25 protein-coding genes, 1 tRNA gene and 3 pseudogenes are annotated in these 24901 nt (G+C 40.6%); 17 read left to right on the forward strand and 12 right to left on the reverse strand.

What is annotated here, in order from left to right; translation table 11 throughout:
- Positions 1-124 precede the first annotated feature (124 nt).
- Positions 125-565, forward strand: coding sequence for a hypothetical protein (locus EEJ45_RS12615; protein ID WP_124565174.1), 441 nt, complete (start codon positions 125-127; stop codon positions 563-565).
- A gap of 450 nt (positions 566-1015) precedes the next feature.
- Here the strand turns inward: EEJ45_RS12615 and EEJ45_RS12620 are convergent, their stop codons facing one another.
- Complete coding sequence (locus EEJ45_RS12620) at positions 1016-1816, reverse strand: hypothetical protein (RefSeq protein WP_124565175.1); 801 nt, start codon at positions 1814-1816, stop codon at positions 1016-1018.
- Positions 1817-1981: 165 nt separating this feature from the next.
- On the opposite strand from EEJ45_RS12620, the gene EEJ45_RS12625 reads away from it, so the two are divergent.
- Positions 1982-2431 carry a BsuPI-related putative proteinase inhibitor gene (locus EEJ45_RS12625; protein ID WP_124565176.1) on the forward strand — a complete coding sequence of 150 codons (450 nt, stop codon included), beginning with the start codon at positions 1982-1984 and terminating at the stop codon, positions 2429-2431.
- Between the two features lie 151 nt (positions 2432-2582).
- Here the strand turns inward: EEJ45_RS12625 and EEJ45_RS12630 are convergent.
- Positions 2583-3023: pseudogene (locus tag EEJ45_RS12630) on the reverse strand (transposase); the annotation flags it as partial.
- Between the two features lie 783 nt (positions 3024-3806).
- Between EEJ45_RS12630 and EEJ45_RS12635 the strand changes: the two are divergent.
- On the forward strand, positions 3807-4205 hold the full coding sequence (locus EEJ45_RS12635) for a membrane protein insertase YidC (RefSeq protein WP_124565177.1): 399 nt from the start codon (positions 3807-3809) through the stop codon (positions 4203-4205).
- A gap of 442 nt (positions 4206-4647) precedes the next feature.
- Here EEJ45_RS12635 and EEJ45_RS12640 read toward each other — a convergent pair whose 3' ends face one another.
- The 3 genes from EEJ45_RS12640 to EEJ45_RS12650 all read right to left on the reverse strand — a co-directional run bounded on the left by EEJ45_RS12640 (position 4648) and on the right by EEJ45_RS12650 (position 6442).
- The gene (locus tag EEJ45_RS12640) at positions 4648-4971 is read right to left on the reverse strand and encodes a hypothetical protein (RefSeq protein WP_124565178.1); all 324 of its coding nucleotides are present in this window, start codon (positions 4969-4971) and stop codon (positions 4648-4650) included.
- A 17-nt stretch (positions 4972-4988) separates the two neighbouring features.
- A complete protein-coding gene (locus EEJ45_RS12645) occupies positions 4989-5816 on the reverse strand; it encodes a tyrosine-type recombinase/integrase (protein WP_124565179.1) in 828 nt (275 codons plus the stop codon).
- A gap of 251 nt (positions 5817-6067) precedes the next feature.
- On the reverse strand, positions 6068-6442 hold the full coding sequence (locus tag EEJ45_RS12650; protein ID WP_124565180.1) for a YkvA family protein: 375 nt from the start codon (positions 6440-6442) through the stop codon (positions 6068-6070).
- Between the two features lie 134 nt (positions 6443-6576).
- Here EEJ45_RS12650 and EEJ45_RS12655 point away from each other — a divergent pair, with 134 nt between their 5' ends.
- From EEJ45_RS12655 to EEJ45_RS18875, 5 genes are all read left to right on the forward strand, one after another.
- Positions 6577-6795: a hypothetical protein gene (locus EEJ45_RS12655; protein ID WP_124565181.1), complete on the forward strand. Its 219-nt coding sequence runs from the start codon at positions 6577-6579 to the stop codon at positions 6793-6795.
- Positions 6796-6887: 92 nt separating this feature from the next.
- Positions 6888-8333: a spore germination protein gene (locus EEJ45_RS12660; RefSeq protein ID WP_124565182.1), complete on the forward strand. Its 1446-nt coding sequence runs from the start codon at positions 6888-6890 to the stop codon at positions 8331-8333.
- Between the two features lie 5 nt (positions 8334-8338).
- The gene (locus EEJ45_RS12665) at positions 8339-9511 is read left to right on the forward strand and encodes a Ger(x)C family spore germination protein (protein ID WP_124565183.1); all 1173 of its coding nucleotides are present in this window, start codon (positions 8339-8341) and stop codon (positions 9509-9511) included.
- 1 nt (position 9512) lies between these two features.
- Positions 9513-10610 carry a GerAB/ArcD/ProY family transporter gene (locus EEJ45_RS12670; RefSeq protein ID WP_124565184.1) on the forward strand — a complete coding sequence of 366 codons (1098 nt, stop codon included), beginning with the start codon at positions 9513-9515 and terminating at the stop codon, positions 10608-10610.
- A 26-nt stretch (positions 10611-10636) separates the two neighbouring features.
- Positions 10637-10768, forward strand: coding sequence for a hypothetical protein (locus tag EEJ45_RS18875; protein WP_281274456.1), 132 nt, complete (start codon positions 10637-10639; stop codon positions 10766-10768).
- An 88-nt stretch (positions 10769-10856) separates the two neighbouring features.
- Here the strand turns inward: EEJ45_RS18875 and EEJ45_RS12675 are convergent, their stop codons facing one another.
- The gene (locus EEJ45_RS12675) at positions 10857-11303 is read right to left on the reverse strand and encodes a GNAT family N-acetyltransferase (protein WP_124565185.1); all 447 of its coding nucleotides are present in this window, start codon (positions 11301-11303) and stop codon (positions 10857-10859) included.
- Positions 11304-11506: 203 nt separating this feature from the next.
- Between EEJ45_RS12675 and EEJ45_RS12680 the strand changes: the two genes are divergently transcribed.
- Positions 11507-12091 (forward strand): hypothetical protein, encoded by a 585-nt coding sequence (locus tag EEJ45_RS12680; protein WP_124565186.1) that lies wholly within the window; start codon positions 11507-11509, stop codon positions 12089-12091.
- A 34-nt stretch (positions 12092-12125) separates the two neighbouring features.
- On the opposite strand, the gene EEJ45_RS12685 is transcribed toward EEJ45_RS12680, so the two are convergent.
- From EEJ45_RS12685 to EEJ45_RS12705, 6 genes are all read right to left on the reverse strand, one after another.
- The gene (locus EEJ45_RS12685) at positions 12126-12332 is read right to left on the reverse strand and encodes a hypothetical protein (protein WP_124565187.1); all 207 of its coding nucleotides are present in this window, start codon (positions 12330-12332) and stop codon (positions 12126-12128) included.
- Positions 12333-12360: 28 nt separating this feature from the next.
- On the reverse strand, positions 12361-12990 hold the full coding sequence (locus tag EEJ45_RS12690; protein ID WP_124565188.1) for a sigma-70 family RNA polymerase sigma factor: 630 nt from the start codon (positions 12988-12990) through the stop codon (positions 12361-12363).
- 180 nt (positions 12991-13170) lie between these two features.
- Positions 13171-13323: a YvrJ family protein gene (locus EEJ45_RS12695; RefSeq protein ID WP_124565189.1), complete on the reverse strand. Its 153-nt coding sequence runs from the start codon at positions 13321-13323 to the stop codon at positions 13171-13173.
- A 109-nt stretch (positions 13324-13432) separates the two neighbouring features.
- Positions 13433-13503 (reverse strand) — tRNA-Cys (locus EEJ45_RS12700).
- A gap of 194 nt (positions 13504-13697) precedes the next feature.
- Complete coding sequence (locus EEJ45_RS18485; RefSeq protein WP_164464281.1) at positions 13698-13841, reverse strand: hypothetical protein; 144 nt, start codon at positions 13839-13841, stop codon at positions 13698-13700.
- Positions 13842-13884: 43 nt separating this feature from the next.
- Positions 13885-14319, reverse strand: a complete 435-nt coding sequence (locus EEJ45_RS12705; RefSeq protein WP_124565190.1) for a hypothetical protein — start codon at positions 14317-14319, stop codon at positions 13885-13887.
- Between the two features lie 188 nt (positions 14320-14507).
- Between EEJ45_RS12705 and EEJ45_RS12710 the strand changes: the two genes are divergently transcribed.
- The 8 genes and pseudogenes from EEJ45_RS12710 to EEJ45_RS12745 form a co-directional block, all read left to right on the forward strand.
- On the forward strand, positions 14508-14720 hold the full coding sequence (locus EEJ45_RS12710) for a DUF5316 family protein (protein WP_124565191.1): 213 nt from the start codon (positions 14508-14510) through the stop codon (positions 14718-14720).
- Between the two features lie 117 nt (positions 14721-14837).
- Positions 14838-15629, forward strand: coding sequence for a GNAT family N-acetyltransferase (locus EEJ45_RS12715; RefSeq protein WP_124565192.1), 792 nt, complete (start codon positions 14838-14840; stop codon positions 15627-15629).
- A gap of 240 nt (positions 15630-15869) precedes the next feature.
- The gene (locus EEJ45_RS12720) at positions 15870-17762 is read left to right on the forward strand and encodes a PTS mannitol transporter subunit IICBA (protein WP_124565193.1); all 1893 of its coding nucleotides are present in this window, start codon (positions 15870-15872) and stop codon (positions 17760-17762) included.
- Positions 17763-17848: 86 nt separating this feature from the next.
- Positions 17849-19930, forward strand: a complete 2082-nt coding sequence (locus EEJ45_RS12725) for a BglG family transcription antiterminator (RefSeq protein ID WP_124565194.1) — start codon at positions 17849-17851, stop codon at positions 19928-19930.
- A gap of 5 nt (positions 19931-19935) precedes the next feature.
- The gene (locus EEJ45_RS12730) at positions 19936-21078 is read left to right on the forward strand and encodes a mannitol-1-phosphate 5-dehydrogenase (RefSeq protein ID WP_124565195.1); all 1143 of its coding nucleotides are present in this window, start codon (positions 19936-19938) and stop codon (positions 21076-21078) included.
- Between the two features lie 169 nt (positions 21079-21247).
- Positions 21248-21349 (forward strand): annotated as a pseudogene (locus EEJ45_RS12735) (GNAT family N-acetyltransferase); the annotation flags it as partial.
- 649 nt (positions 21350-21998) lie between these two features.
- Positions 21999-23285: a kynureninase gene (gene kynU, locus EEJ45_RS12740; RefSeq protein WP_124565196.1), complete on the forward strand. Its 1287-nt coding sequence runs from the start codon at positions 21999-22001 to the stop codon at positions 23283-23285.
- Positions 23286-24175: 890 nt separating this feature from the next.
- A pseudogene (locus EEJ45_RS12745) lies at positions 24176-24781 on the forward strand (IS3 family transposase); the annotation flags it as partial.
- Positions 24782-24901 lie beyond the last annotated feature (120 nt).

Here is a 24901-nt window from a genome sequence, read left to right on the forward strand (position 1 = left end):
TGCGTTTTTTATAAATCAAAATCACAACCTTAAACTGCAAAAAATCATGTAAATCTTTAATTTTTTAAATTAAAGGTATTTTTGTTTTTTGTAGAAATAAAAGGATTGAAAAGGAGGTTATTTAATGAAAAAGTTTGTAATGACGGGTTTATTCATTGCATCACTTGCGGGAGGAGGATTAATTGGACAAATCGAAGCATCTGCGGAATCAAAATATTGTACAGCTACAAGTATTTGGAGTAGCTGCTATAATACTGCAAGAGATGATGCTGCTGATTATCAAGTACAGAGACAGGATGTATCACGCGCTACAAGTGCTTCAAAGTTGCAATTTTCTAGCTCATACTATGATACATCAACATTCGGACCAAACTATGGAAGTGGTTCCTTTTTTCAAGGGCATTGGATTTACGACAAGGTTACAGGAAATCTTTATGATAATACGAGTATCAATCTCAAATATATCAACGGTAGTGATTTTTACATTTCAAATACCAGTAACTCTTTAAATTACTCTGGTGGTGTTTTGTGCAATGAAAAAGTGCAGAGTTGTGCAGTATATTAAATTCATTTTGTTGATTAAATATTCATTTGTGGTCGCTGAGGGTGGGCTTGACATGGAGCCTCTACAGGCATGATCTTCCTGCCAAGAATCCAGCCATTAAAGGGATTGGCAGAACCGACACAAGTCTATCATGCCTGCCACTCCACGTAAAGCCCTGGTGCATACCAATGAATAGGAATTCTGCAACATTCTGCACTTTTATTCTGCAATAAACACTTTGGGAGGCTAAAGCCGACCTTGTTTTATCTTTTGACCAAGGCGACAGCCGTTGTTTTAACGGTTTTAGTTTGGTTTGTAAGGGGACGTAGCCCTTTAGGGACACCAACCGATAGGGCGGTAGGGTTTTCCACTTCTTAGCCTACCTATAATTTTTCACTTTTGGTAGTGTGATGCCTATTGACACTAGAACACCTTCCCAGACTAATTAGGGAAGGTGTTCTATTTATATACTCACCAACTAATTGTTTGCATTACATAACCAGTATCCACAGTAAGAGTAGCCGACACTCCTAAACCTGTTGCAGAATTAAGAGTCCACGATGGAGAGAAAGCGGTTCTAGCATGACCATATTCAAATTTTACATTTGCATCACCAGATGATTGTCTAGTGTAGACATATTGATCAATATGCCCCGCATGATTTTTACCTTGCCCTTGAATTAAGTCAATGTTTACTCCAACTCCTGCATTTGGCTCCGCTCTATCTGGTTGTGTTCCATAATCTCTGCGGGCTGCTCCTGTCCAATAATCGTGTGTATGCAGTTGTATTCCTCCAGAAGTGTTAGTTCTTAAAATTATTCCTTCTGAACTTGGCCAACCGATAGCAAATTTATCTTCATAAGTATTTTGTGGGATAGAAACCCAGCTCCATCTTCCCCAGAAACGAAATTTCCTATATCCACTCCAATCAGAAGTGACAGCGTAGGCTGAACCTGTTATATCAACATGCCCATTTAATTCGCCATTTGTTAGAGCACTCACACCGTCGTTTCTTGATTTATTATCGTTTACTGCAACTCTTTCTTTCTTATAAAACACTTTTTTTGCACCATCTGCAATCAAGGATCGTAAGAAGTCAACAGGCATTTCATCTATTTCTGATTGAGTCATCCCCACATCTTTTAAAAGAATCTTAATTTCTTGTTTAGTTAAGTTAAACTCATTATTCACTTCTTTCGCACTGACACTTTCACCAATAATAAAGAAAGCGATCACAAACCCCAAAATAGCTAAAAGATTTTTTTCATCCATATTCTCCCTTTACCAAATTATCTGAATAATAACATTTATTTTATAAGATTTAAATATAAATTTACTTATTTTTAAAAAAATTCCAAAAACAAAAGGTTATAGCATATAAAATTATCGTTAAGAATATGATATATTTTCTTTAACTTTTTTAAGGAGTGAGACTTTATGAAAAAGATAACGTGGTTTTTGTTGATGAGCTTTTTAATTGTAATAGGGATTATTGTTATATTTAGTAACAAAGAGGAGAATAAAACAACTAGACTTACAAGCGAACTTATTTATACGGGAATTAAGGATAATAAAGATATTTATCAATTTACGGTCAAAAATTTCGAGAAAGAACAAAGAACTATCAAATTCTTGTCAGAACTTGAACTGAATACTGTCATTAGAGGTGAATCAGTTCCAGAAGTAACAGGAGAGCGTATTTTAGAGTTTTATAGAGAAAATGCAGAGAAGGAAAAAACCATAAGTTTACAGGCAGGAGAATCATTAATTTATCATCTTACAGTAAATCGTGAGTTGTTAAAAAAGGGGGAATATGAGATAAGAGTAAGTTTAGCGGTGGATAATGTTAATGTACCTATGCAAAAGTACACAAATACTATCGAGTGACTCATGCTAATATATCGTTATCAGAGTTCTGACGCATGCCCATCAAGCCAACGGTGAGAAACTCTAGCTACACCTTGATTTTTGTACTGTAACTAATGAGTTTTGGAAAAATAAACATGCCAAATAAACCTATGAAAATGTGATTTTTTCGCTAGGCAGCTTGTCTTTTATTCACCGTCGTTTCATAGACAACACCAAGAATATCGAAGACAGTCATTTTTTTGTAACGATGACATTTACGACCATTCTTTTTAAGCAATTGATAGAGGCGATGCAGAATCGCCAAGAGTTCATCTGTGTCAACTGCCATTGCTTGGAACAGTAACGGAAAGTAATCCTTAATCATATAAATTGCTTTGTATTCGCTCAGTTCTTGCTTCTGCTTTTCGAGTAGAAACTGTCGCGTGTGAAACATCGTAGAGGAACAGATGAGAATGCCAATGAGTTGGCCATACAAATGGCATTCAAGACGTTCTTTTTTGATGTTCTTACACTCATCAATTTCAAAGAACGACTTCCATGTTTTAAACAAAATCTCTATTTGCCAACGTAGTGAATACAAGGCATGCACGTAGTTAGTCGGCACTTCTTCTGGCAAACAAAAAGGGTACAGCTCGTCTCCAGACAACAGGAAACGTCCATACCCTCTCACTTTTTTCACAGAAGAAGTGAATTCCCTTTTGACACCCACAAGTATGAATACTATAATTATCTGCATACTAGCAGTATGAACAAAAGGTTGAAGCTAAGCGTTTCCGTGTCATGACCACGGATCGTAATGGATAGAAAAAGTGCTACCAACACTTTTTCTATCTGCTTGAACCTTTTTTATTTTGCCGTTCAGTTTGTTAGTGCTTATTCTATCACCTTGAGTCAAAAAATAGCAATCTTCAATATTTTTAATTGCTCGAAGAATAAGAGCAAGGAACAACCATTTAGGTAGACAGTAAGTAGATCACCTTTCTAAATTCAGATACAAAATTCTTGTATAGATTTAGAGGGCAGTCCTTGCTATATCAACCAAACAAAATTTATTTAAATACACAAATTTAAAAATATAAAATGTCTTTACTCACAAGAAAAGTAATAGACATTTCAGTATCAATCTTCTCTGTTAAGAATGTAAATTATTCCTAAATAAACCATAAACATGTTTTTTTGGGATTTATTGTATTAATATGTTTAATCGAGGCGATAAAAGTCAAAAAATTTATAATGGTTTAATTTTTTAATGAATTCTAACATCATACAGATACATAATGCTAGAAAAATTATTTATGAGCTAATTTGTAAAAAATGATTTACTAATATATTACATTATTGTAATATTTTTCTTGTGAGGTATATGTTAACTAATTTACATAAGGGGTTTACAATGAGCTTGATAAGTGTACAACTATCTAATCTGTTGAATCTCACAGCTGAAAAAGTAGGTAGCTTTGGGTTATCAATTATCATCATCACACTATGCTTAAAAATCATTCTGGCTCCATTAAATGTGAGACAAATGAAAATCAGTAAATTAATGAACGCAGTCAATAAGGAGGTTTCAGCATCATTAGAAACAAGAAAACTTGAAACCCAAGAGGAAGAGTCTAAAATTCGAGGGGAAATGGAAGATAGTTTACTGCCAGATTTAAACCAGCATTTTATGGGGCAGGTAGCCGTTAAAGGAATTGACCTACAATTCTCTATAATAATATTGTTTGTGAACCTCTTTATCTTTATGCTACTTTCTTGGGTTTCTTTTACTAAGAGAGAGGTTACAGTTTGATTTAGTCGATTGTTTATAATTTATCGAATTGGAGGTATATGATAAGTGTTAAAAAATCTATTTTGGGGACTTGCATGGATTGCCCTTTGTATTGCGATAGTGTTCACATTTTTGAAGTGATTATCTTGTAAAAAAGCTTTAGAAAACAGTCAGTACGTCTTCTTGTAATATTTTTCATTAAAGAAACATACTCGTACTGTAGCAAAGTTCTCTTAATCCAGTGCTGGTACGAGGGTGCATAGAATCCTGCGCATCTCCCAATTGCTATGTAGCGGAGCCTTACCCAACGCTGTGTAATAGGGTAGGGATGACTTCCCTGTTTTACGTGACAAGTCATTCCTACATTTCGCCACAATCCGTGCTAGCTCGATGAGGGTTTCCCTAAATCTCGCCATGCCTTACACGAGGAAGGGCGTGCATCTCGGCTTCGCTCAGGGATTATCTACGTCTTCGCTGCACTTAATGGGCAATCTACTATATTAATAGTTACCGACTTTCCAACTGTGACGAACCACCCCAGTTGCCGCTCGTTCTTCTCCACCTTGAGGAATTCATATGGCGCGACCCCCGGCAAAAACTCATTCTGCAGCAGCTCCGCTACAGAGATATAATCCAAATCCTTCGGAACGTCCTCCAGTTGATACGCTTTCATGTGATAGCCTCGCACATGGTCATACGACTCCCGCTTGTACTGGACGGCCTCGCCCTTGTTCTGTGCCTTGCGCCGCAATGCTTCTATCTCTGCTTCCATCTCTAAGTATTGCATTTTGTTTTCCTCCTTATCTACTCCGCCAAATAAATACGTGTTACGTCTTCGCGTGAATGCCCAATTAATTCCGAGACTTCCAAACGAGCCTGCCGTTCGCCCATGCCGGCCGTGATCCGCCGGTCATACTCTTCTTTTGTATACGTGTGGCGAAAGCTATGACAGGTGACATGCACTCCGAGCGGACGACCATGCACTGGGTCTTCCACCTTTGCACGATGGTTTTTAATAAAATCCTGCACACGCTGGATGACAGTGTGCGCTTTTTCCCCTTCCCGCACAAACAACTTGGCCCCACGCTCGCCCCCCTGCATAGAGTCATGCAGCATTGCTCTGCCGGTCTCTCTCAGAGGCACCTCGCGCACAAGCCCTCCTTTACCCTTTATCGTCAGCAAACCGTCTCTCAGCGTCTTCTCCGCGTCCGTGCGGCTCAATCGCGTGACCTCATGGATCCGCAATCCCTGCTCCCGTGCCAATTGAATAATCTGGGCCGTGTCTGCATGACCGTTCTGCTCCGCCAATGTAATGAATCTCTGATATTCCAGCTCCGTACATCGGCGGTTCACACCGCCAAAACTGCGACGCTCCAGTGAGAACTCTTTATACGTTTCCTGCAATTGCTTGTTATCGGAGATTTGATAGCGCGTTTTCGGTAATTGATTATGAAAGTACCTGACCGCTGCCAGATCCTGCTTCACGGTTGCCGCGCTCATCCCCTCATTTTGGCGCTCCAACACATATGCGACGAGATGCTTGTTCTGCATGTTGGGTGTTTTTGCCCATCCCCCGAAAAGGGAGAATAAGACAAAATATACCAAATTGTATTTTGTCTTATTCTTCTTCAAGTGAAGGGGCTTGCGTTAACTTGTTTAAAATATCCTCTTCATTGATACCCTTAATGATTGTCTCTAAATTTACTACTGTCGGAGATTTGCTATATATAAGTGAATAATTTTTTCAGCCTCTAATGCCTAAAACCTTCCCTTCCTGTCTACACTGTTTACTAGAAAAGGCAGGGACAGGAGCTGGTAAAATGAAGCGGTTAAACATTACAAACTTTCATGACTGATACCTCCAGATAAAAGTAGGATGCTGCTTATTTGCGTATAAGAGACTGCACCGCCCAGATACAAACGAATGCCCATATAAGCAAAATGAGCGTCCCTACAAACCAATTCTTTGGTTTTTCCTTCTTCATCATTTCCTGCGCCTCCGCTTCGCAAGCGACGAGCACGTGCTCAGGAATGAGCTTGAGCGCCAGCAAAATGCCAAGTGGTATCAGGATTAGGTCATCTAAGTAGCCTAAAATCGGAATAAAGTCCGGTATCAGATCAATGGGGCTGAACGCATAAGCTACCACACAGCCGGCAAAGAGCTTGGCGTACCAAGGCACATCCTCCGATTTGCAGGCGAGATATAGAACGAAAATATGTTGTTTGAGTTGCTTTGCCCACGTTTTAATACGATTCATAGTGTCTCCTTATTTGTGTTTTGTATATTGTATCATCTAAAGATGCGGGGGAGAATGACAAAAGCGGGGAACGTACATCCTATATGCACGTGGAATAAACGGGCTGTAAGGGTAAGAAGGAGGGGGAATACACGGTGACGCACTATTGGGTGATTTTGTTAGCGATAGCTGTAGCGGTTGTCTTTATAGCTGAAAAAATAAAACAGCCGTATCCGACGCTTCTGGTTGTATTTGGATTAATTGTGGGCGTGATGCCGATTGACGCATTAGATGAAGTGAAGCGGTACGCTGTAGACGATAAAGTGTTTCAAACGACCATAATTTTAAAAGCTACCTTTCCATATGGAGGGTAGCTTTTTTGGTAGAAACGTCTGTTAGTATACTTTACATAAGGAAGGTCATACTAACGCATATTACAAGAATCTGCCATTGAGGAAGCCTACATATGAAACAAATATCAACAATCGTGGAAATGAATCTTTTTTATGCGCGGCAAGCGCTTCATTTTAACAAAGAAGTCATCACGAGAACTGTGAGCGTTGCGGGGCTTGCGATTGGTATGGTGTATGTGGACACGATTGCATCAAAGGATGTCATTCAAAATCATATCATGCGGCCCTTGCTGCAGCTGCGTTCTCTTTCACACGAGGATGCAGTGCTCAGTGTAATGAATACGATTGAGATTGCAGATGCACAGGTGCTTTCTTCCATGGAGGAAGCTGTTGCGGAGCTGACAAACGGAAAAACGCTGTTGTTTATAGAGGGGACAGGTTCTTGCATCGTCGCTGATACATCAGATTGGAAGGATCGTTCCTTAGCGCCGCCGCAAACACAGCGCGTATTAAAGGGACCGCAGATTGGCTTTACGGAGCTGGCCAAAAATAATCTATCGCTCATTAAAAGAGTCGTCAAGAATGCCGACTTGGTTATCGAGGAGCAAAGCATCGGTGAGGAAACTCAAACGAATGTGTCAGTTGTGTATCTAGCAGAGAAGGTAGATACAGAGATTTTACGAGATGTAAAGGAACGGCTCGCCGCTATTGAGCTATCTGCCATTCTCGATTCATCCTACATTGAAGAGGTTATGACTGACAAGCAACAAACCACCTTTCCACTTGTATTAGTGACCGAGCGACCTGATGTAACAGCGGCGCATCTGCTTGAGGGCAAGATTGTGATTGTATGTGACGGTTCTCCAAATGTAATCATCGTGCCCGCCCTATTCATTCAGTTTCTGCAGTCGCCTGAAGATTATTATGAGCCCTCTTTTTTGGAATGGACGCGACTGCTGCGCATTCTGTCTTTTGTTGTTTCCATTTATTTAATTCCACTATATATTGCATTCACATTGTTTCATCCAGAGATGATTCCGAGTGAATTACTGATTAACCTGGCGGCGCAGCGGCAGGTTGTGCCCTTACCAGTATTGGCGGAGGTGCTTCTGTTTATGTTGATGTTTCAAATTGTACTGGAAAGCTCGATTCGGTTGCCGAGCGGGCTGACATTAGCGTTTGCGATTATTGGAACAATCATTTTGGGACAATCGGCGGCGCAGGCTGGCCTCGTGCAGCTGGCCACCTTGGTGGTGGTATCGGCGACGTATGTATTGAATTTCGCGGTACCGGTACAGCCTTTTGCCAATTCTGTCAAAACCATTCGCTATTTATTTGTATTTCTAGCGAGTACCTTCGGGTTTTACGGCATTATGCTGGGGACCATTGCACTTGTGATTCATCTATGCAGTTTGCAGAGCTTTCGCGTTCCGTACTTGTCGCCCATTATGCCGCTTCATATTCCTGATTTAAAAGACACGTTTGTTCGTATGAGTCTTAAAAAGATTGTAAATACGAAAAAGAAATACAAAACAGAACAGAATCAGCCGAGTGAGTGATTGTTATGAGGTATCTATATGTTATATTTATTATTTTGTCAGCTGCTTCGCTCTCGTTTTCACAGGGTGATAAAAATGAATTAAATCAAATCGGCTTTTCCTTTGCGATGGGTGTAGACGAGGCAGAGAAGGGCTATGAGGTGTCATTGCAGCTCATCAATCCAAGCGCTTTATCGGGCGAAAAACCGATTAAAAACTCTCCTTATGTAGTATATAAAGCAAGCGGTAAGACAATTGATGCTGCCCTAGAGCACCTGTCTGTGTATATGTCACGTCATTTGCATCTAAAGCAAATGCAAATTATCGTCATTGGCGAAAAGATGGCACGAAACAGACCGATTCATGAGATTGCCAACTATCTACTGCAGGCGACGGATATCCCCGCCAATGTTCTGGTTGTAACGACAAGAGATGCAACCGCTTATGAGATGCTCAAGGTCTTTGCACCTGTGGAAGGGTTTTCGGGCCTTGAAATCACAAGCATCCTGCAAAAGCTGGGCAGAAAAATTCCGCAAACGGCAAGTGATATTAAAATCGATTTAATGCAGCAGGGAAAAGATTTAACGCTACCTTATATCTACATCATGGGCAAGCGCAAGCAAGGTGAGAAGCAAGCTAACTTTGAGACCCTAAAGCCCACGCATTTGGCGTATGGGGGAACCGCTTTGTTCAAAGGAGAAAAGCTCAAGGGCTTTATTGATTCGAGGGAATCGCTATACCTATACATGTTAGAGAAAAAAACATCTAATTTCCTGTTGGCTGCTAGCTGTCCTAAAGATGAAAAGAATTATTTTACCTTCAAGGTATCCGGCAGTCGCCCGAAGCTACGGGATGTAAAGATAAACGGAGATAACATACGTTTTCTATTTGATCTAAAGCTAGATGGTACCGTCAGTCAGTACAACTGTCGTCATGACTTAGGTGACCCTGAGACAATTGAATTACTGAAAAAGGAGCTTGTGAAGGATATTGAGCATCATGTGGAGGAGGGCATGGTGGTATTTCGGAACTATGAGATAGATCCCTTTGGGTTAGGTGTGATGCTGGAAAAGCATAGTCAGCAGGAGTGGGATACAATAAAAGCAAGGTGGCCTGCTTTACTTAAAACAACGTCTATTTCTATTGATGCGGATATCAGGATTCCAAATATCGGTGATTTTAAAGTAGGGAGTGAGTGAATTGCAGTCCAAGCAAGCGTTCGGTGTCATTGAACTATGCTGTACGATGCTTTTGTTTTTGCTCGGCAGCGCTATTGTACTGGGCGTCGGGCTTGAGGCGCGCAAGTACGCTTGGCTTGCGATCTTGCTGGCCGGTATGATAGGCACACTTTTGTTTGGTATGTACGTATACATTTGGAAGCATAACCATTATGGTAGTTTAGGCTTTATTTTAAAGCAGCAATTCGGAAAATATCTTGGTTTGGTATTGGCGATTATATACGCGTTGTATTTCTCGTTTATTGCATCTAGGGTGCTTATTGATTTTACGCAGTTCATCAGCAATTCCTTACTTTATAATATGAATCCTTTTTATATCAAGGTATCCATTTTGTTATTGGTACTTTACACGTATTCTAAGGGAATTGAACCATTTATCCGCTCGGCGATCTTGTTTGGGTTTGTGACGCTTTTGTTTATCATCGCGATGTTTGCCTTCATTTTACTAAGCGATTTGTTTCATCTAGAGTACATGAAACCTATGCTCCCGGTTCCGTTTGCAAATATTCGAAAAGCGGTGTTTCCACTACTGATTACTCTTCCGTTCGGCGAATTAATCGTATTTTTCACATTGCTGCCATACGTGATAGAAAAGCGTGCTGTATGGAAAGGCGGCAGTGTTGTGATTCTTGTATCCACCGTTATACTGTCTTTTTCTGCTTTTCTTACCATTTCCGTGCTGCACCCAGACTTAGCCTGGCAGCATATATTTCCGCTTGTAAAAGCCATTGAGCGTGTGCACGTCTTAAATTACATTCAGCGCTTAGATCTTATCGCGGTCATTATCTTTATTATCGGTGGCTTTTTTAAGATTTTTGTGTTCGCCTTCGGTTCTATACGGGTGATGCAGGAATGCTTACCACGCGTAAAACCTGGGATTCTGGCTACGATTGGACTGAGTCTCATTATGGGAGGGTCTTATTTTATGTCCAACAATCCGCCGCAGCATCTAAAGCTGGGCTTGGAAATCGTCCCGCCCTTTGTACATGTGCCCCTGCAAATTGTTGTCCCCATGCTTTTGTTTGTCATAACAGCTGTACGAGCTAGGTTAGCTAAATAGAGCTTATAAAAAGGGAGGAATGAGATATGACGCGGCTGGGAACGGCCAAGGCTGTTACTACAGATTTTATAAAGCTGACTGGCAGGCAGCCGCGTACGTTTGAGGAGTTTGCGAGAAAGCATATTGATTCATTTATGTCAGTATCGCGAGGGAAATAGGTAGTAGTGGGAAAAGGTCCAGTAGGGGTGCTGAACCTTTTTCTTTGTTTGTAAGGGTAATGCAAATCTAAACGCATGTATTGCTTTGTTAATCGATATACTTCACCACAGCCATTTCTTTCCCAAAGCGATGGCCTTCATCAACAAAGCCGAGGCTTTTGTATAAGTGATGCGCACCTTCGTTCGTCGGGTGATAGCCGACCACAATTTTACGAGCATTCGGCAGTGCAGCGATCTCCGCGAGCATCAGCTTTGCAGCTACTTTCCCAATGCCTCTGCCTTGAAATCTTTTGTCGATCATAATGCGGTACACCCAATACCCGTCCAACTCTTCAAGCTCTGTGTTATACATAAGAAATCCCGCCATTTCATCTCCGTAGTAGATGGCGTATGGACGGAGAGTGAGCTGGAATTTAGCCTGTAGAATGGAGATAGCATTCGGCTCTAAAAACGCGGCTTGTGCAGCAGAAACTTGAAGCTGACAGCACGTATACCAATTGTCTTCGTTTATTTCAACAAGTGTAACTGTGTTCATAAAGTGCCCCTTTCTTAGATAGTTCCTTTTCTAGATTTGATTTTACCATATTTTTACTTTATTGTAGATTACATGTAGGGTTAAGGGGAGTATATAAAGCGGATCTATCGATAGAGCTTGGTGATCCAACTACGACTGAGCAACTGAAACAAGGCTATAAGCGTATGGAGGAAAGCGGCAACTTGTAGCAAAGGAGGAGAAGCGTGATTACAGTTTCTATTGACACACATAGTGAAACAGAAGATTTTTTTCGAGTAATAGGTACACCGAAATATAGGTATTATGTTCAACCTACTGAAGTAAAAAGTATGCTGTCAGCATATTTTCGCAAGATTTCTCTGCTTCCTGTATATGTGATATTCTCTACGTATCATGATTTTGAAGACATCGAGGTGCTGTTGAAAAAACTACGGCAGCCTTATGATATACAGCGTTTAGCTGATACATGTACGGTGATGATAGATGGTAAAACCGTACGATATCATGTACCTTTATTTAGGATGCAAGTAGATTGTATCAATGCGCTACAAGAGATTATCGTACAAACCTTTTGGCTGGCAGAATCGAATTGTAGCTATATTATTTCCTTTTCAAATAATGTGCGTGTAACAACTCAAATAACAAAGAGCATGCGAAACAAGCATGTGGAGACATCCATTTTGCAAATTGATATGAATGTCCTCGCAACGACTATGTGCATGGCACACGATGCAGATGGATTTTATTTGTTTTCAAATGAAGAGACATATAGCTCGGTAGAAAAGGTGTACAACCATTTTGCAGATTAACAAAAGCGGGAAGGAGCTCTAGCCTCCCACGAGTCTAGAGCTTTTCTACAAACTCCCAAAAACAAGGTGGTTCTTCCTGAAGTAGCTTGTCCAGTTTTTTAAGTGCTTTAATTTTGATTTCATGCGCAAGATCTTCGCGCTCATCAAAGGTTGTTTGTTTGACGTGCAGTTTTATCTTTTTATCCAAGGCTTGGAGAATGCGGCAGGTTGTTTCATCGTGTGTCGTGAGAGATGAAAACATGGTCAGAATTCTCCTTTTTCTTTGTTTTTTATGAATGGTCTAGGTTCTGATACGCTTTTTTAATTTGTGTGAGCGTTTTTTTGAGCCAGTATGATATATTTTGTTCGGTTTGACCGAACCGCCTTGCGATTTCTTTGTTGGTCAGCTGCTGATTAAAGCGCAGCTCTAACAGTTGTTTTTGCTTTTCTTGTAGCTTGATAGATGTGAATGCTCGTTGTAGTTTTGGGTTTTGTACGTTTTCAAAGAAATACTGCTGCTCTTTTGCCATGACGGTATCTAAGGGTGTTTCTATGTCTGCCGCAAGTACATCAGCTAAAGACAGCGCTGCGTCGGTTGGCTGGTCAATGATGAGCTGAAAGCGCTCTTTGTGCTTTTTTAGCTTTTTATCGTAGTCGATTGCCATTCGCCGTGACATGCCGTTTAAATAGTTGGTAATGCGCACCTCGTAATAAAAGTCACGAAACGATGCTTCTAGCTGCTCCATATGCTTTTGGTTCGGATCTTGCATGAATCGCTCTAGCAAGGTAGCATTGCGGCCAATCTTCAAAAATTCTCTCATCACCGCATGTTTAAAAAGCTTTCTTTGTTTTTGCTGCACCTTTTGAAGCCTGCTTGTATATAATTCTTTTTCGGTTTCTTTGGATACACTCTGTTTCATGCTTAGAACCTCCTTTTACTTAAAGAAGTGAAATGAGACCACGGAAAATCAAATAAAATCGAACTTATGTTCTATTATGGTACATGTGTTCGTAAAAAGCTAGATGGATTTTTTGAAAATAGAAAAAATTCCTTGTTTGTGTTAGTCATAAAAAAAGCTCTGAGATTTGCATCTCAGAGCCTAGCGTTTTATCACATCCTTTAAGCGATCTATCACATCGCTTAAGCCGTCAATTTTCTTTTCAAAGCGAAGAAGTAAATATAATGTGAGGGTGATGGGAAAGCCTACATTTGCAATCATACTTATCCAATCCTTAGCCTGCATCGCGTCCATACCGACACCTCCTGCGAAAATGTCTTCACTGTTATAGGTGAAAGTGGGACGAGATTTCGAAAAGAATCATAAAAAAACTGCATATCGACTTGGATATGCAGTGAAGAGAAGGCGGCAACCGGATTCGAACCGGTGGTGAAGGTTTTGCAGACCTTTGCCTTACCGCTTGGCGATGCCGCCGTAGTGAAAGGCTTTCTATAAGATATGCGTTTGTAAGGGGGAATATGACTAGGTATGCGCCTAGTTTTTGTTGCTGCGGGGTAACGAGAAAAGTGCTGCAAATTTTATCGAATGGGAAGAAATACAGCTACAACATGGGTTTTTCGTTTGTATAAATCCCCTTATCAAAAAACGGCCCTGCATAGGCCGCTTGTTCATTTCAAAAATACGTCGTAGAGAATATACAAAATGATACCGCCAAATACGATAGCACCGCCAATTGTTGGCGCCCCGTACACCGTCCGATTCGCAAGGTCATCCGTTTCAATTGCACTTTTTTTATCTTGTTCCCGGTCCATATGCATCCCTCCTCACAACTACTGTATGTCGTGCGGCGCCTTTCTATTTCTTTTTCGTGAAACAAATAGCTAAGGTGCTGATACATAAAAAAGTATACACGTTTACAAACATCGTATTGGTATACTGATTGAGCCAAGGGTAACGATAAATTCTCGAGGCTTCCTCTTTGGGTGTTCCTCCTAAGCTATGAATCATATGTAGAACATATTGATATTCTAACAAGCACCCTATTGCAAAAAAGAGGAGTGAACCGACGCGGATCCACAGCCAGGTTTTTGGCTGCAGGTCAAGGCTTTGTAAAACCTTTCGCAGGTGTTTGATAAAAAAGAAACATACGATAGGTGCAGGGAATACAAATAATAGTCCTAGGTTACCGTTTCCTGAAGTAACGGTAGGGCTAACGGTAAAGACATCTACGAGATATAAAATAAATAGGCTGAGCGCAAACCAAATCATAGCCTTTGACCAAAGTTTCATAGGGAGATCTCCTTCACCTTTCGTATAGCGTAAATATAGCAAACATTTTTGTAAGAATCTACAAAAATATAGAGAGTAAGGAGAGCATATGGGTAAGGTGAAAGCGCTATTGTACCATATGGGAATGAAAAGGGATTTGAATCTAGCTTGTTGAATAGATATGTATCAAGTAAGCGAGGTGAATACAGATGGATTTATTTACAACTTTATTAATGATTAGTATCACCTGTTTTGTTATCTCAGGTGTTTTTCTTAATATTTGGGTGAATGGTGATAGGCAGCGCGCAAATTTTCACTCGGAAACAAAACAACATCGGACTTTTCGTGAGCGTGTTGGCTTGTGGAGTGGATCTGTAGGACTCTTATTTTTAGGTGTAGCGCTTATTACGTATTTTGTATAGTTGTGAATGCTTATCGTGAGAAGTAAATATTTTGTTTTTTCAATAAAATGAATCTTTGCAAACAAACTCTTCCATTGTAAAATAATAACAATATTTACTGCATAAGGGGAGAGAGACATGATACGAAGACTGACAGCACAAGATCATGATGTTTGTTTTGAGCTACTGAAAACAAAAAGTGCGGAAAATTTATTTATTATCGGCGATATTGAAGCATATGGATACGAGCAGGATTTTCAAAAGCTCTGGGGCGAGTTTGACGAACATGGCGAGCTGATTGCTGTGTTACTTAAATATGAGCAAAACTATATTCCATTTGCGTTAGGCGCATTCGATGCAGAAGGCTTTGCGAACATCATGTGTGACGATCCGAATTTCAACATGATGTCTGGACTACAGGAGATTACCGGAAAAATCGAGCCGTATGTAACAAAGCAGCTCAAGCGAAAACGCCCCACCTATTATGCAAAGTGTACGAAGCTACAGGGTGGGCAAGGTGTTGATCTTTCTCATGTACAACAAGCGACACCTGACGATGCGGAACAATTGGTTGAGATGCTCAAAGCAGTGCCGGAGTTCAGCGAATCTAGCATTACCGTAGAAAGAAAGCGCCGGGGACTTGCAGATGGAACGTCTCGCACCTTCTTTATTAGAGAAGATGGAAAGATGGTGTCCAGTGCTTCTACCGCAGCGGAGAACTCCGTATCGGCCATGATTGTAGGCGTTGCGACACGTGAAAATTACAAGAAAAAAGGCTATGCAACGGCATGCATGCTGAAGCTGTGCGGACAAATGCTCGAAGAAGGAAAAGAGCTCTGCTTGTTTTACGATAATCCGGCGGCCGGTGCCATCTATAAGCGCATTGGATTCGAGGATATCGGCATTTGGATGATGTATACGTATGAATAAAATGTGAAAAAGCACCGAATGCGGTGCTTTTTTGATGCAGCTTTAAAAGAAAAGTATGGGGAAGCTATGTTTGGCACAGCTGCCTGTATAAAACAATTCATTCGGACTTCTTATTTTCTTGGAGAGAAACATTAGATTTGTCTCGTTAGTCGCGACAAAAATGAATTTCTTCTTTATTGAATACCATATAGCTGTAAACTACTATAAATAGTGTACTATAACAATAAAGGAGAGAGAGAAATGGCTCAGGCTAATATAAAAGTAGCGATACAAAAGTTCGGAAACTTCTTAAGTTCAATGGTTTTACCGAACATATCAGCTTTCATTGCGTGGGGATTAATTACGGCTTTATTTATACCTACTGGCTTCCTTCCAAATGAAAGCCTTGCCAAAATGGTTGGCCCGATGATTACGTATTTGCTTCCGTTGTTAATCGGTTATACGGGAGGGAAGTTGGTACATGATCAGCGTGGTGCTGTTGTGGGTGCCATTGCCACAATGGGTGTTATTGTAGGCTCTGATATTCCGATGTTCCTTGGTGCGATGATTATGGGACCTCTTGGTGGTTATGCTATTAAGAAATTTGATTCCTTTATTGAAGGAAAAGTAAAAGCTGGATTTGAAATGCTTGTGAATAACTTTTCAGCAGGTATTATTGGAGGGGTACTAGCAATTCTTTCCCTTTTAGCTGTTGGTCCTGCTGTAAATGTATTTACAGGCTGGCTAGTACGTGGTGTTGACTGGTTAGTTGGAACTGGTTTATTGCCTTTGACAAGCATTATTATTGAACCTGCAAAGGTATTATTTTTAAACAATGCAATTAATCATGGTGTTTTATCGCCAATTGGGATAGAACAAGTAAAACAAACAGGTCAATCCATTCTATTTCTCTTAGAGGCGAATCCTGGTCCGGGTCTTGGTGTTTTACTTGCATATTCTATTTTTGGAAAAGGCACTGCAAAAAGAACAGCTCCTGGCGCTGCGCTGATTCAATTTTTCGGTGGGATTCATGAGATTTACTTCCCATATATTTTGATGCGTCCGATGTTGTTTTTAGCTGTAATTGTATCTGGTATGAGTGGTGTGTTTACCTTAGTTCTACTAGGGGGCGGCTTGTTCACGCCGGCATCTCCAGGTAGTATTATTGCAATCTTAGCGGTGACACCTCATCATGCAAGTTCGTATATAGCAAACATAGCTGGTGTGCTAGTTGCGGCAGTCGTTTCTTTTGTACTTTCAACAATTATCTTAAAAACAGGTAAAGAAGCAGAGGAAGATATTGAGAGCGCTGCGAAGAAAATGCAAGAAATGAAAGGAAAGAAAAGTGCTGTAGCAGATATGTTCGTGGAAACGACAGGTGTTTTTCCGGAAAAAGTAAATAAAATCGTATTTGCATGTGATGCTGGAATGGGATCAAGTGCAATGGGTGCCTCTCTTCTACGAAAAAAGGTGAAAGAAGCGGAGCTAAACATTTCTGTTACAAATGCTGCGATTAGTAATATTCCGGCAGATGCACAAATTGTTATTACACAAGAAGAATTAACACCAAGAGCAAAGCATAAAATTCCGAATGCTTACCATATTTCAGTAGATAACTTCTTATCTAGTCCGGAATATGACAGACTCATACAGCGATTGCAAAATAGCGAGAGCACCTCACAGGAAGTTGCGGAATTGAGTCTTCCTGCCAAGGAATCAGGTGCAAATGATGATTTGCTTCGTGAGGAAAATATTTTCCTTAATCAAGAGTTTAACACGAAAGAAGAAGCGATTCGCTTTGCAGGACAAGTTTTGGTGAAAGCTGGATATGTAAAGGAAAGTTATATTGAAGCCATGCTTGTGAGAGATAATATGACTTCAACTTACATGGGAAATGATGTGGCAATACCACATGGAACAGAGGAAGCTAAAAAGGATGTTATTAAATCGGGCTTTACTGTTTTGCAAATACCAAATGGTGTTGATTTTGATGGACAAAAAGTACGTTTAATTTTCGGTATTGCTGGTAAGGACAATACACACCTTGAGATTTTATCTAGCATAGCTATTACATGTTCTGATATGGAAAATATTGAAAGAATGGTGCAAGCCAAAACAGCAAAAGAGTTAAAGGATATTATGAACAGTAACTAATATGTTTGTGTAGAATAGAAACATGAGGTATGTTTCTATTCTACATATTTTTAAGCTTGTTCATTTGACTGAAGTGAGTTGGTAGCATGGTTATTACATCTAGGGAAAAAGCAATTATTGAATTAATTATTAAAACATCAGGAAAGCATAGTGTTTTTTCTATTGCAACTTTTTTAAATGTAAGTGTTCGAACCATACAGCGTGATTTGAAGACAATAGAGAAAATTCTTAGAGAATTTGAACTGCATTTAATTCGGAACACAAATGAAGGGCTTAGTATTGAAGGGAAAAATGAAGGGATTTTTCGTCTCATTCAGCAACTGACAGATATTCAGCCCATTGATCAAACACCCAATGAAAGAAAATTATTACTTCTTTTGGCTTTGTTTCAGGAAACATCCTCTTATAAAATTCAAATATTAGCCAATGAGCTGGGTGTGAGTATTGCGACGCTAACAGCTTACTTAGAAGAATTGACGGAATGGTTAAGAAATTACAATGTGCAGCTGACTCGAAAAAGAGGAGTTGGCGTTGAGGTCAATGGAACAGAAATTGATAAAAGAAAAGCTTTGGCAAGCTTTTTTTTGCTGTATTTTAATGAAGAGCTAATTGAAAGCTTATTTTTACTAGAGAAGGCGAAACTTGCTCAGGATAAGGTTTTACATTACTTTCAACCAGAGTATATGTTAGAAGCCGATCGGGCCGTTCATGCTGTAGTTAATAAAGGTTCAACTAAGCTTGCTGACAGTGATTATATTGGATTAATCGTCCATATTTGTATCGCTATGCAAAGAACAAAAAAGGGTTTCCTGTTAGAAACAGTGGGTGAAGATAGTGAGTTGACAGGGGAGTATGATCTGATTAAGGAGCTGTGCAAAGAGCTCGAACAAACATGCGCTGTTACATTTACACAGAGCGATATTGAATATTTGGCGGTTATCCTTAAAGGGTCAAAGTTACAAGCGGCAGATTTTATTCCGTATGACAGTGTTGTGCTAGGGCGGATGATAAAAAATGTGATACAGTTTGTTTCCTTGCAGCTGCATATTGATTTTTCAAAAGATTTTTCTCTATATCAAGGGCTACTTGCTCATATGGAGCCTGCATTATTTCGAATGAAGCAACAGCTGGAGCTATTTAATCCATTAACAGAGGAAATAAAACGAAAGTATCCCGTTTTGTTTATGGCGGTAAAAAATAGTGTGGAAAAAGAGTTTAAGGATATGGGGCATTTTCCTGATGATGAGATTGCATTTATTGTATTGCATTTCGGATCTGCGTTGGTGATGCGAGAAGAAGAGTTATCAATAAAGGCGCTGGTTGTATGCCCAACTGGAATTGGTACATCAAAAATGCTGGCTAGTCGAATCAAAAAGGAAATCATTGAAATTGATTCTGTGGATATTAAATCTATTAAAGACCTGCAACAGCAAGATAGCTTACATGAATACGATGTTATCATATCTACCGTAAGACTTCCGTTTATTAGCTTAGATTATATTCTGGTTACGCCATTGTTAAATGACGGTGATATTGTAGCGATTAGGGAATTTTTAAAGAGAAATATTGAAAGTTTGACAAAAAATAAACAGTATAGAAAACCTAAGAAAAACGAAGAAACTGTCAAAATAAAGTCAACTATTCAAGAGGTATTGCAGGAGTTAAAGGATGTACATCGTAGTATTGAGTCTGTTATAAAGAATCTTCGTGTGTACCGAATGCCTCATTTCCTTCATACGCAAATGATTGAGGAAATGGTCAGGGGTGCAGAAAGAGATGGGCTCTTATCGCATACAAGTGATGTTATACAAAAACTTAAGGACCGCGAGCGACAGGGTGGATTAGGAATACCTAACACAGGAATGGGCCTGTTTCATTGTAGGCATGAAAAGGTGCGGGAGCTGATTTTTCAGGTAGCTCATTTAGAGCAGCCCTGTTTGATAAAGGGTATGGATGGGAAAGGCATGTATATGAAAACCCTGTTATTAATGCTAGCTCCTGAAGAGTTAAGTGTGAGAGAGCAGGAAATAGTAAGTTTAATTAGTGTTAGCTTAATTGAAAGCGATGAGGCAGCTATAATTTTTTCTTCGTCAAATGAGGAAATCATTCGTTCTCGTTTAGAAGCCATTTTTTTAGAGTATCTTCATACTAATTTAATAAAGGAATGATGAAAATGAAACTAGCAGTACACTTTGGAGCGGGAAATATTGGTCGGGGATTTATTGGTGCACTTTTCTCGCAGTCTGGTTATCATGTAACTTTTGTGGATATTGCTGAGCAAATTATTGATAAACTGAATGAAGAAAAGAAATATCAAGTAAAGTTAGCAACAGATGCACAGGAATGCATGACGATTGAAAATGTATCGGGCTTAAATAATCTAAAGCAAGAAAAGGAAGTAATAGAAGCTATTCAACAAGCAACGTATTTGACCACAGCTATTGGTCCTAATATATTGCCGCGCATTGCACCACTAATTGCGAAAGGCTTGACTGAACGATTAAAAGTATCGAATGAAAAGTTATATATTATTGCATGTGAAAATCAAATCTCAGCAACAGATTTATTAAAAGGGTATATTCTAGAGAATATGGATGAAGAAACAAAACAAAAGTTGCAAAATCGAGTATATTTCTTTAACTCAGCAGTAGACCGTATTGTACCTATTCAGGACAACCAGGGGTCGCTTGATGTACTTGTAGAACCTTATTTTGAATGGGTAGTGGAAACGAGTGAAACAATTCCTCCGATTGACGGAATGAAGATTGTTGCGAACCTTGCTCCATTTATTGAAAGAAAGCTATTCACAGTAAATACTGGACATGCTGTCATTGCTTATCTTGGCTATCTCCAGGGAAAAGAAACAATCGATCAAACGTTGGTTGATGAAATGATTGCTAAACAAGTACACGCTACACTGAGTGAAACAGGGGCCTATTTGGTAAAACAATATAATCTAGACCCAGATGAACACCAGCAATATATCCATAAGATTATGAATCGTTTTAAAAATGCATATTTACATGATGCTGTAACACGAGTAGGACGTTCTCCTTTACGTAAACTGGGACCGAACGACCGTTTAGTGCGCCCGGCAATTGAAGCGAATAAAGCGGGGCTTTCTTATGAACATCTTGCATATGCAATTGCAGCTGCCTTACTGTTTGATGATCAGCACGATGAAGAAGCAATCCAAATGCAAGAGATGATTAAACAACATGGCGTTTCCTATGTACTAAAAGAAGTCAGTGGACTAACAGAAGACAGTGAGATTACACAACAAGTCGTAAGTCATTACAATAACTTGAAGAAATAACTCGAACTTGTATATCACAACTGATTATATATTTGCTAGATATCGTCTTTATTGTATGAAAGGAAAGCAATAAAGAACATGAACGGTAGTAGAATAAACTGCTATATACGTACAACTAGAAAAACCGACATTCTTTTTTTGGGTGGGAAAGAAGAACGGGCAAATGCTAAAAGAGTTCTGCTTGTTTTACGATAATCCGGCGGCCGGTGCTATCTATAAGTGCATTGGATTTGAGGATATCACCATTTGGATGATGTATACGTATGAATGAGATGTAAAAAAGCACCGAACGCGGTGCTTTTTTTAGTACAGCGAGCTATGGAACGGTTACTGTGATGATTGTTAGAAAAAGAAGAAAAGCTAAAAATAATGAAATAAAGTTAACCCATCGATTGTTTTTGGAGAAAACAAAGTGTAGACAGGCAATGATGACAAATATCCATTTGGTAATGGTGTAGGGAATTCTGACTACTTCAGGTAAGAAAACAATCGTCATATAAAGTAGTACACCAAACATGAGTGAGGCTGTAATCATCCGTAGCATAAGCAGTCTCCTTATGAGAAATTCTCAAACCGGGCACACCTTTGCTGTTGTGTTAGCGCTGTAAACGAGATGACTCTCATGGTCTATCAGTTAATGTATATTTCGCTTTTAGTGTCAGAATTCGTTTAACGCTTTCATCCATGCGCGCTACCGGTAATTCACCCATTTTTACGGCATGCAGTATAGGTTATTTGCTAGAATGGAAGATCAAAAAGGATTTAAAAAAAGAAAGCGTTGTTCACGCATGGAAGGATGCAAATGGCTTCAAGAAGAATTGATAATTTTATTTTCTGAATAATCAATATAACTTCGTTGACGTGGTTTCGCTTTTTCTATTATGATTTTTTTATAGGTGCAGAGAATATGGAGGAACGCTATGACGACAGAATTCTTGCGATATACATTAGATTACGCGAAGCAACTGGACAAGGAAGATATACTTCGGGATTTCCGAAACGAATTTTATTTACAGCCGAATACGATCTATATGGATGGAAACTCACTGGGCCTTCTTTCGAAGCGAGCAGAAAAAACGCTGTTAGAATCGCTGGAGGATTGGAAGATTCATGGAATTGATGGCTGGATGCAGGGAAATCATCCATGGTTTTTTATGGCGGAAACATTAGGAGAGAAATTAGCGCCGCTCGTAGGTGCAGCGCCGGAGGAGGTTGTGGTAACTGGTTCTACAACGGTGAATCTCCATCAGCTTGTATCCACCTTTTATCAGCCAAAAGGAAAGCGCACCAAAATTTTAGCAGATGAATTGACGTTTCCATCAGATATTTATGCGCTGCAAAGTCAGTTACGCAATCATGGGTTCGATCCGGAAGATCATCTCATTCGTGTCAAAAGCCGGGATGGCAGATGTATCGAAGAGGATGATATTATTGCCGCTATGACCGATGATATTGCCCTTATTGTTTTACCTACTGTTCTGTATCGAAGCGGCCAAATTTTAGATATGAAACGACTCACACGGGAAGCGCATCAGCGCGGCATTTTAATCGGGTTTGATGGATGTCATTCCGTCGGAGCAATTCCGCATGCCTTTAGTGAGTGGGGCGTGGATTTCGCCTACTGGTGCAACTATAAGCACTTGAACGGCGGACCGGGCAGTGTGGGCGGATTATATGTAAACCGTAAACACTTTGGGACAATGCCAGGACTTGCGGGCTGGTTCGGATCGACAAAGGAAAAGCAATTTGATATGGAGCATACGTTTACACCCGCGCAATCGGCAGGCGCTTATCAAATTGGAACACCGCATGTGCTCAGCTGTGCACCGCTACTCGGTTCGTTGGAGATTTTTGCGGAGGCAGGTATTGAAAATATTAGAGAAAAGTCTTTGAAAATCAATCAATACCTGATGGATTTGATTGAACATGAATTACCTGATATGGGCTTTGTCATTGGAAACCCAAGAGAAGATGTCAGACGCGGCGGTCATATTAGTCTTGAACATGAAGAAGCCGCAAGAATCTGCAAGTCACTAAAAGAGCATGGCATCATTCCAGATTTCCGCGCGCCCAACATCATCCGCTTAGCGCCGGTTGCCTTGTATTCTTCGTATGCCGAAGTGTGGCAGGTTGTTCAAGTCTTAAAAACCATCATGACAGAAAAGCATTATAAAAAATACCCAAATACACGAGAGGTAGTAGCTTAATCATCTGTTGTGTATAGTGAAACACCGCTGGGAAGCTATGCCTGGCGGTGTTTTTTAATAGCAGATGTAATATGGTAAGCTCGTATTCAAACAACGCCTCCCGGCCACGAGGGAGAGTAAATCTGAGGTTAGGTGCCCCGCGAGAGGGTCTCGCGGCCCACGAGGGAGAGCAAATCTGAGGTTAGGTGCCCCGCGAGAGCGTCTCCTGGATCACGTGCGAGGGCAAATCTAGGTTTAGGTGCCCCGCGAGAGCGTCTTGCGGCCCACGAGGGATGGTACATCTGAGGTTAGGTGCCCCGCGAGAGCGTCTTGAGGAACACGAGGGAGGGTAAATCTAGGTTTAGGTGTCCCGCGAGAGCGTCTTGCGGCCCACGAGGGAGGGTAAATCTAGGTTTAGGTGTCCCGCAAGAGCGTCTTGAGGAACACGAGGGAGAGTAAATCTGGGTTTAGGTGCCCCGCGAGAGCGTCTTGCGGCCCACGAGGGATGGTACATCTGAGGTTAGGTGCCCCGCGAGAGCGTCTTGCGGCCCACGAGGGATGGTAAATCTAGGTTTAGGTGTCCCGCGAGAGCGTCTTGCGGCCCACGAGGGAGGGTAAATCTGAGGTTAGGTGTCCCGCAAGAGCGTCTTGCGGATAACGAGGGATGGTAAATCTAGGTTTAGGTGCCCCGCGAGAGCGTCTTGCGGCCCACGAGGGAGGGTAAATCTGACCGCAATATTGTTCATCCCTGCAATTCTAAGTTTATTGACGTATAAGACTTATCAAAATGAACACACCCATTGATACAAATAAAAGACCCGCCAAATTATGAATAACAACTAGAACGATGAAAACAGGCAAGACTGAAACATTTTTCAGTGGCATAGATGAACAACACCAACAGACAACCTCTGATGAACAAGATGGGGCTGAAGAGCCTCGTACGCATGAAGAAATACCGTTCCTATCGAGGCAATGTCGGGAAGGTTGCCCTGAATCTTTTGGAACGTAACTTTATGGCCACGAGACCAAATGAGAAGTGGGTGACGGATGTAACCGAGTTCCACTTGCACGGGGAGAAACTCTACCTCTCGCCTGTCTTAGACCTGTATAACGGAGAAATTATTGTGTATAACGTCAAGTCTCGGCCTGTGTATGAACTCGTCTCAGAGATGTTGGATCTGGCTTTTGAGCGCCTTCCAGAAAGACACTCTCTCATTCTGCATTCTGACCAGGGTTGGTACTATCAAATGGCGTAGTATCAAACGGCATTGAAGGAGCAAAACATCCAACAAAGCATGTCCCGCAAGGGCAATTGCCTCGATAATGCCGTCATGGAAAACTTCTTCGGCTTACTGAAGAGTGAGCTCCTGTATCACGAGGAGTTTGAAAGCATGGAGCATTTCAGACAGGAATTGGATCAATATATCTACTACTACAACCATAAACGGATCAAGGCAAAATTAAAGGGCATGAGCCCGGTTCAATACCGGTCTCATGCCCAACAGGCTGCCTGACACGCCCGTATCTAACTTTTGGGGGCCAGTTCAGAAAGGGGCTGACCCAAAACGCTAACGCGTTTTGAGGTCTGCCCCTCTGTTTTTTTACATAAAATAAAAAAACCGCTCGCTATCTGT

The organism is Ectobacillus antri (genome assembly GCF_003852715.1).
Lineage (GTDB): Bacteria > Bacillota > Bacilli > Bacillales > Bacillaceae_G > Ectobacillus > Ectobacillus antri.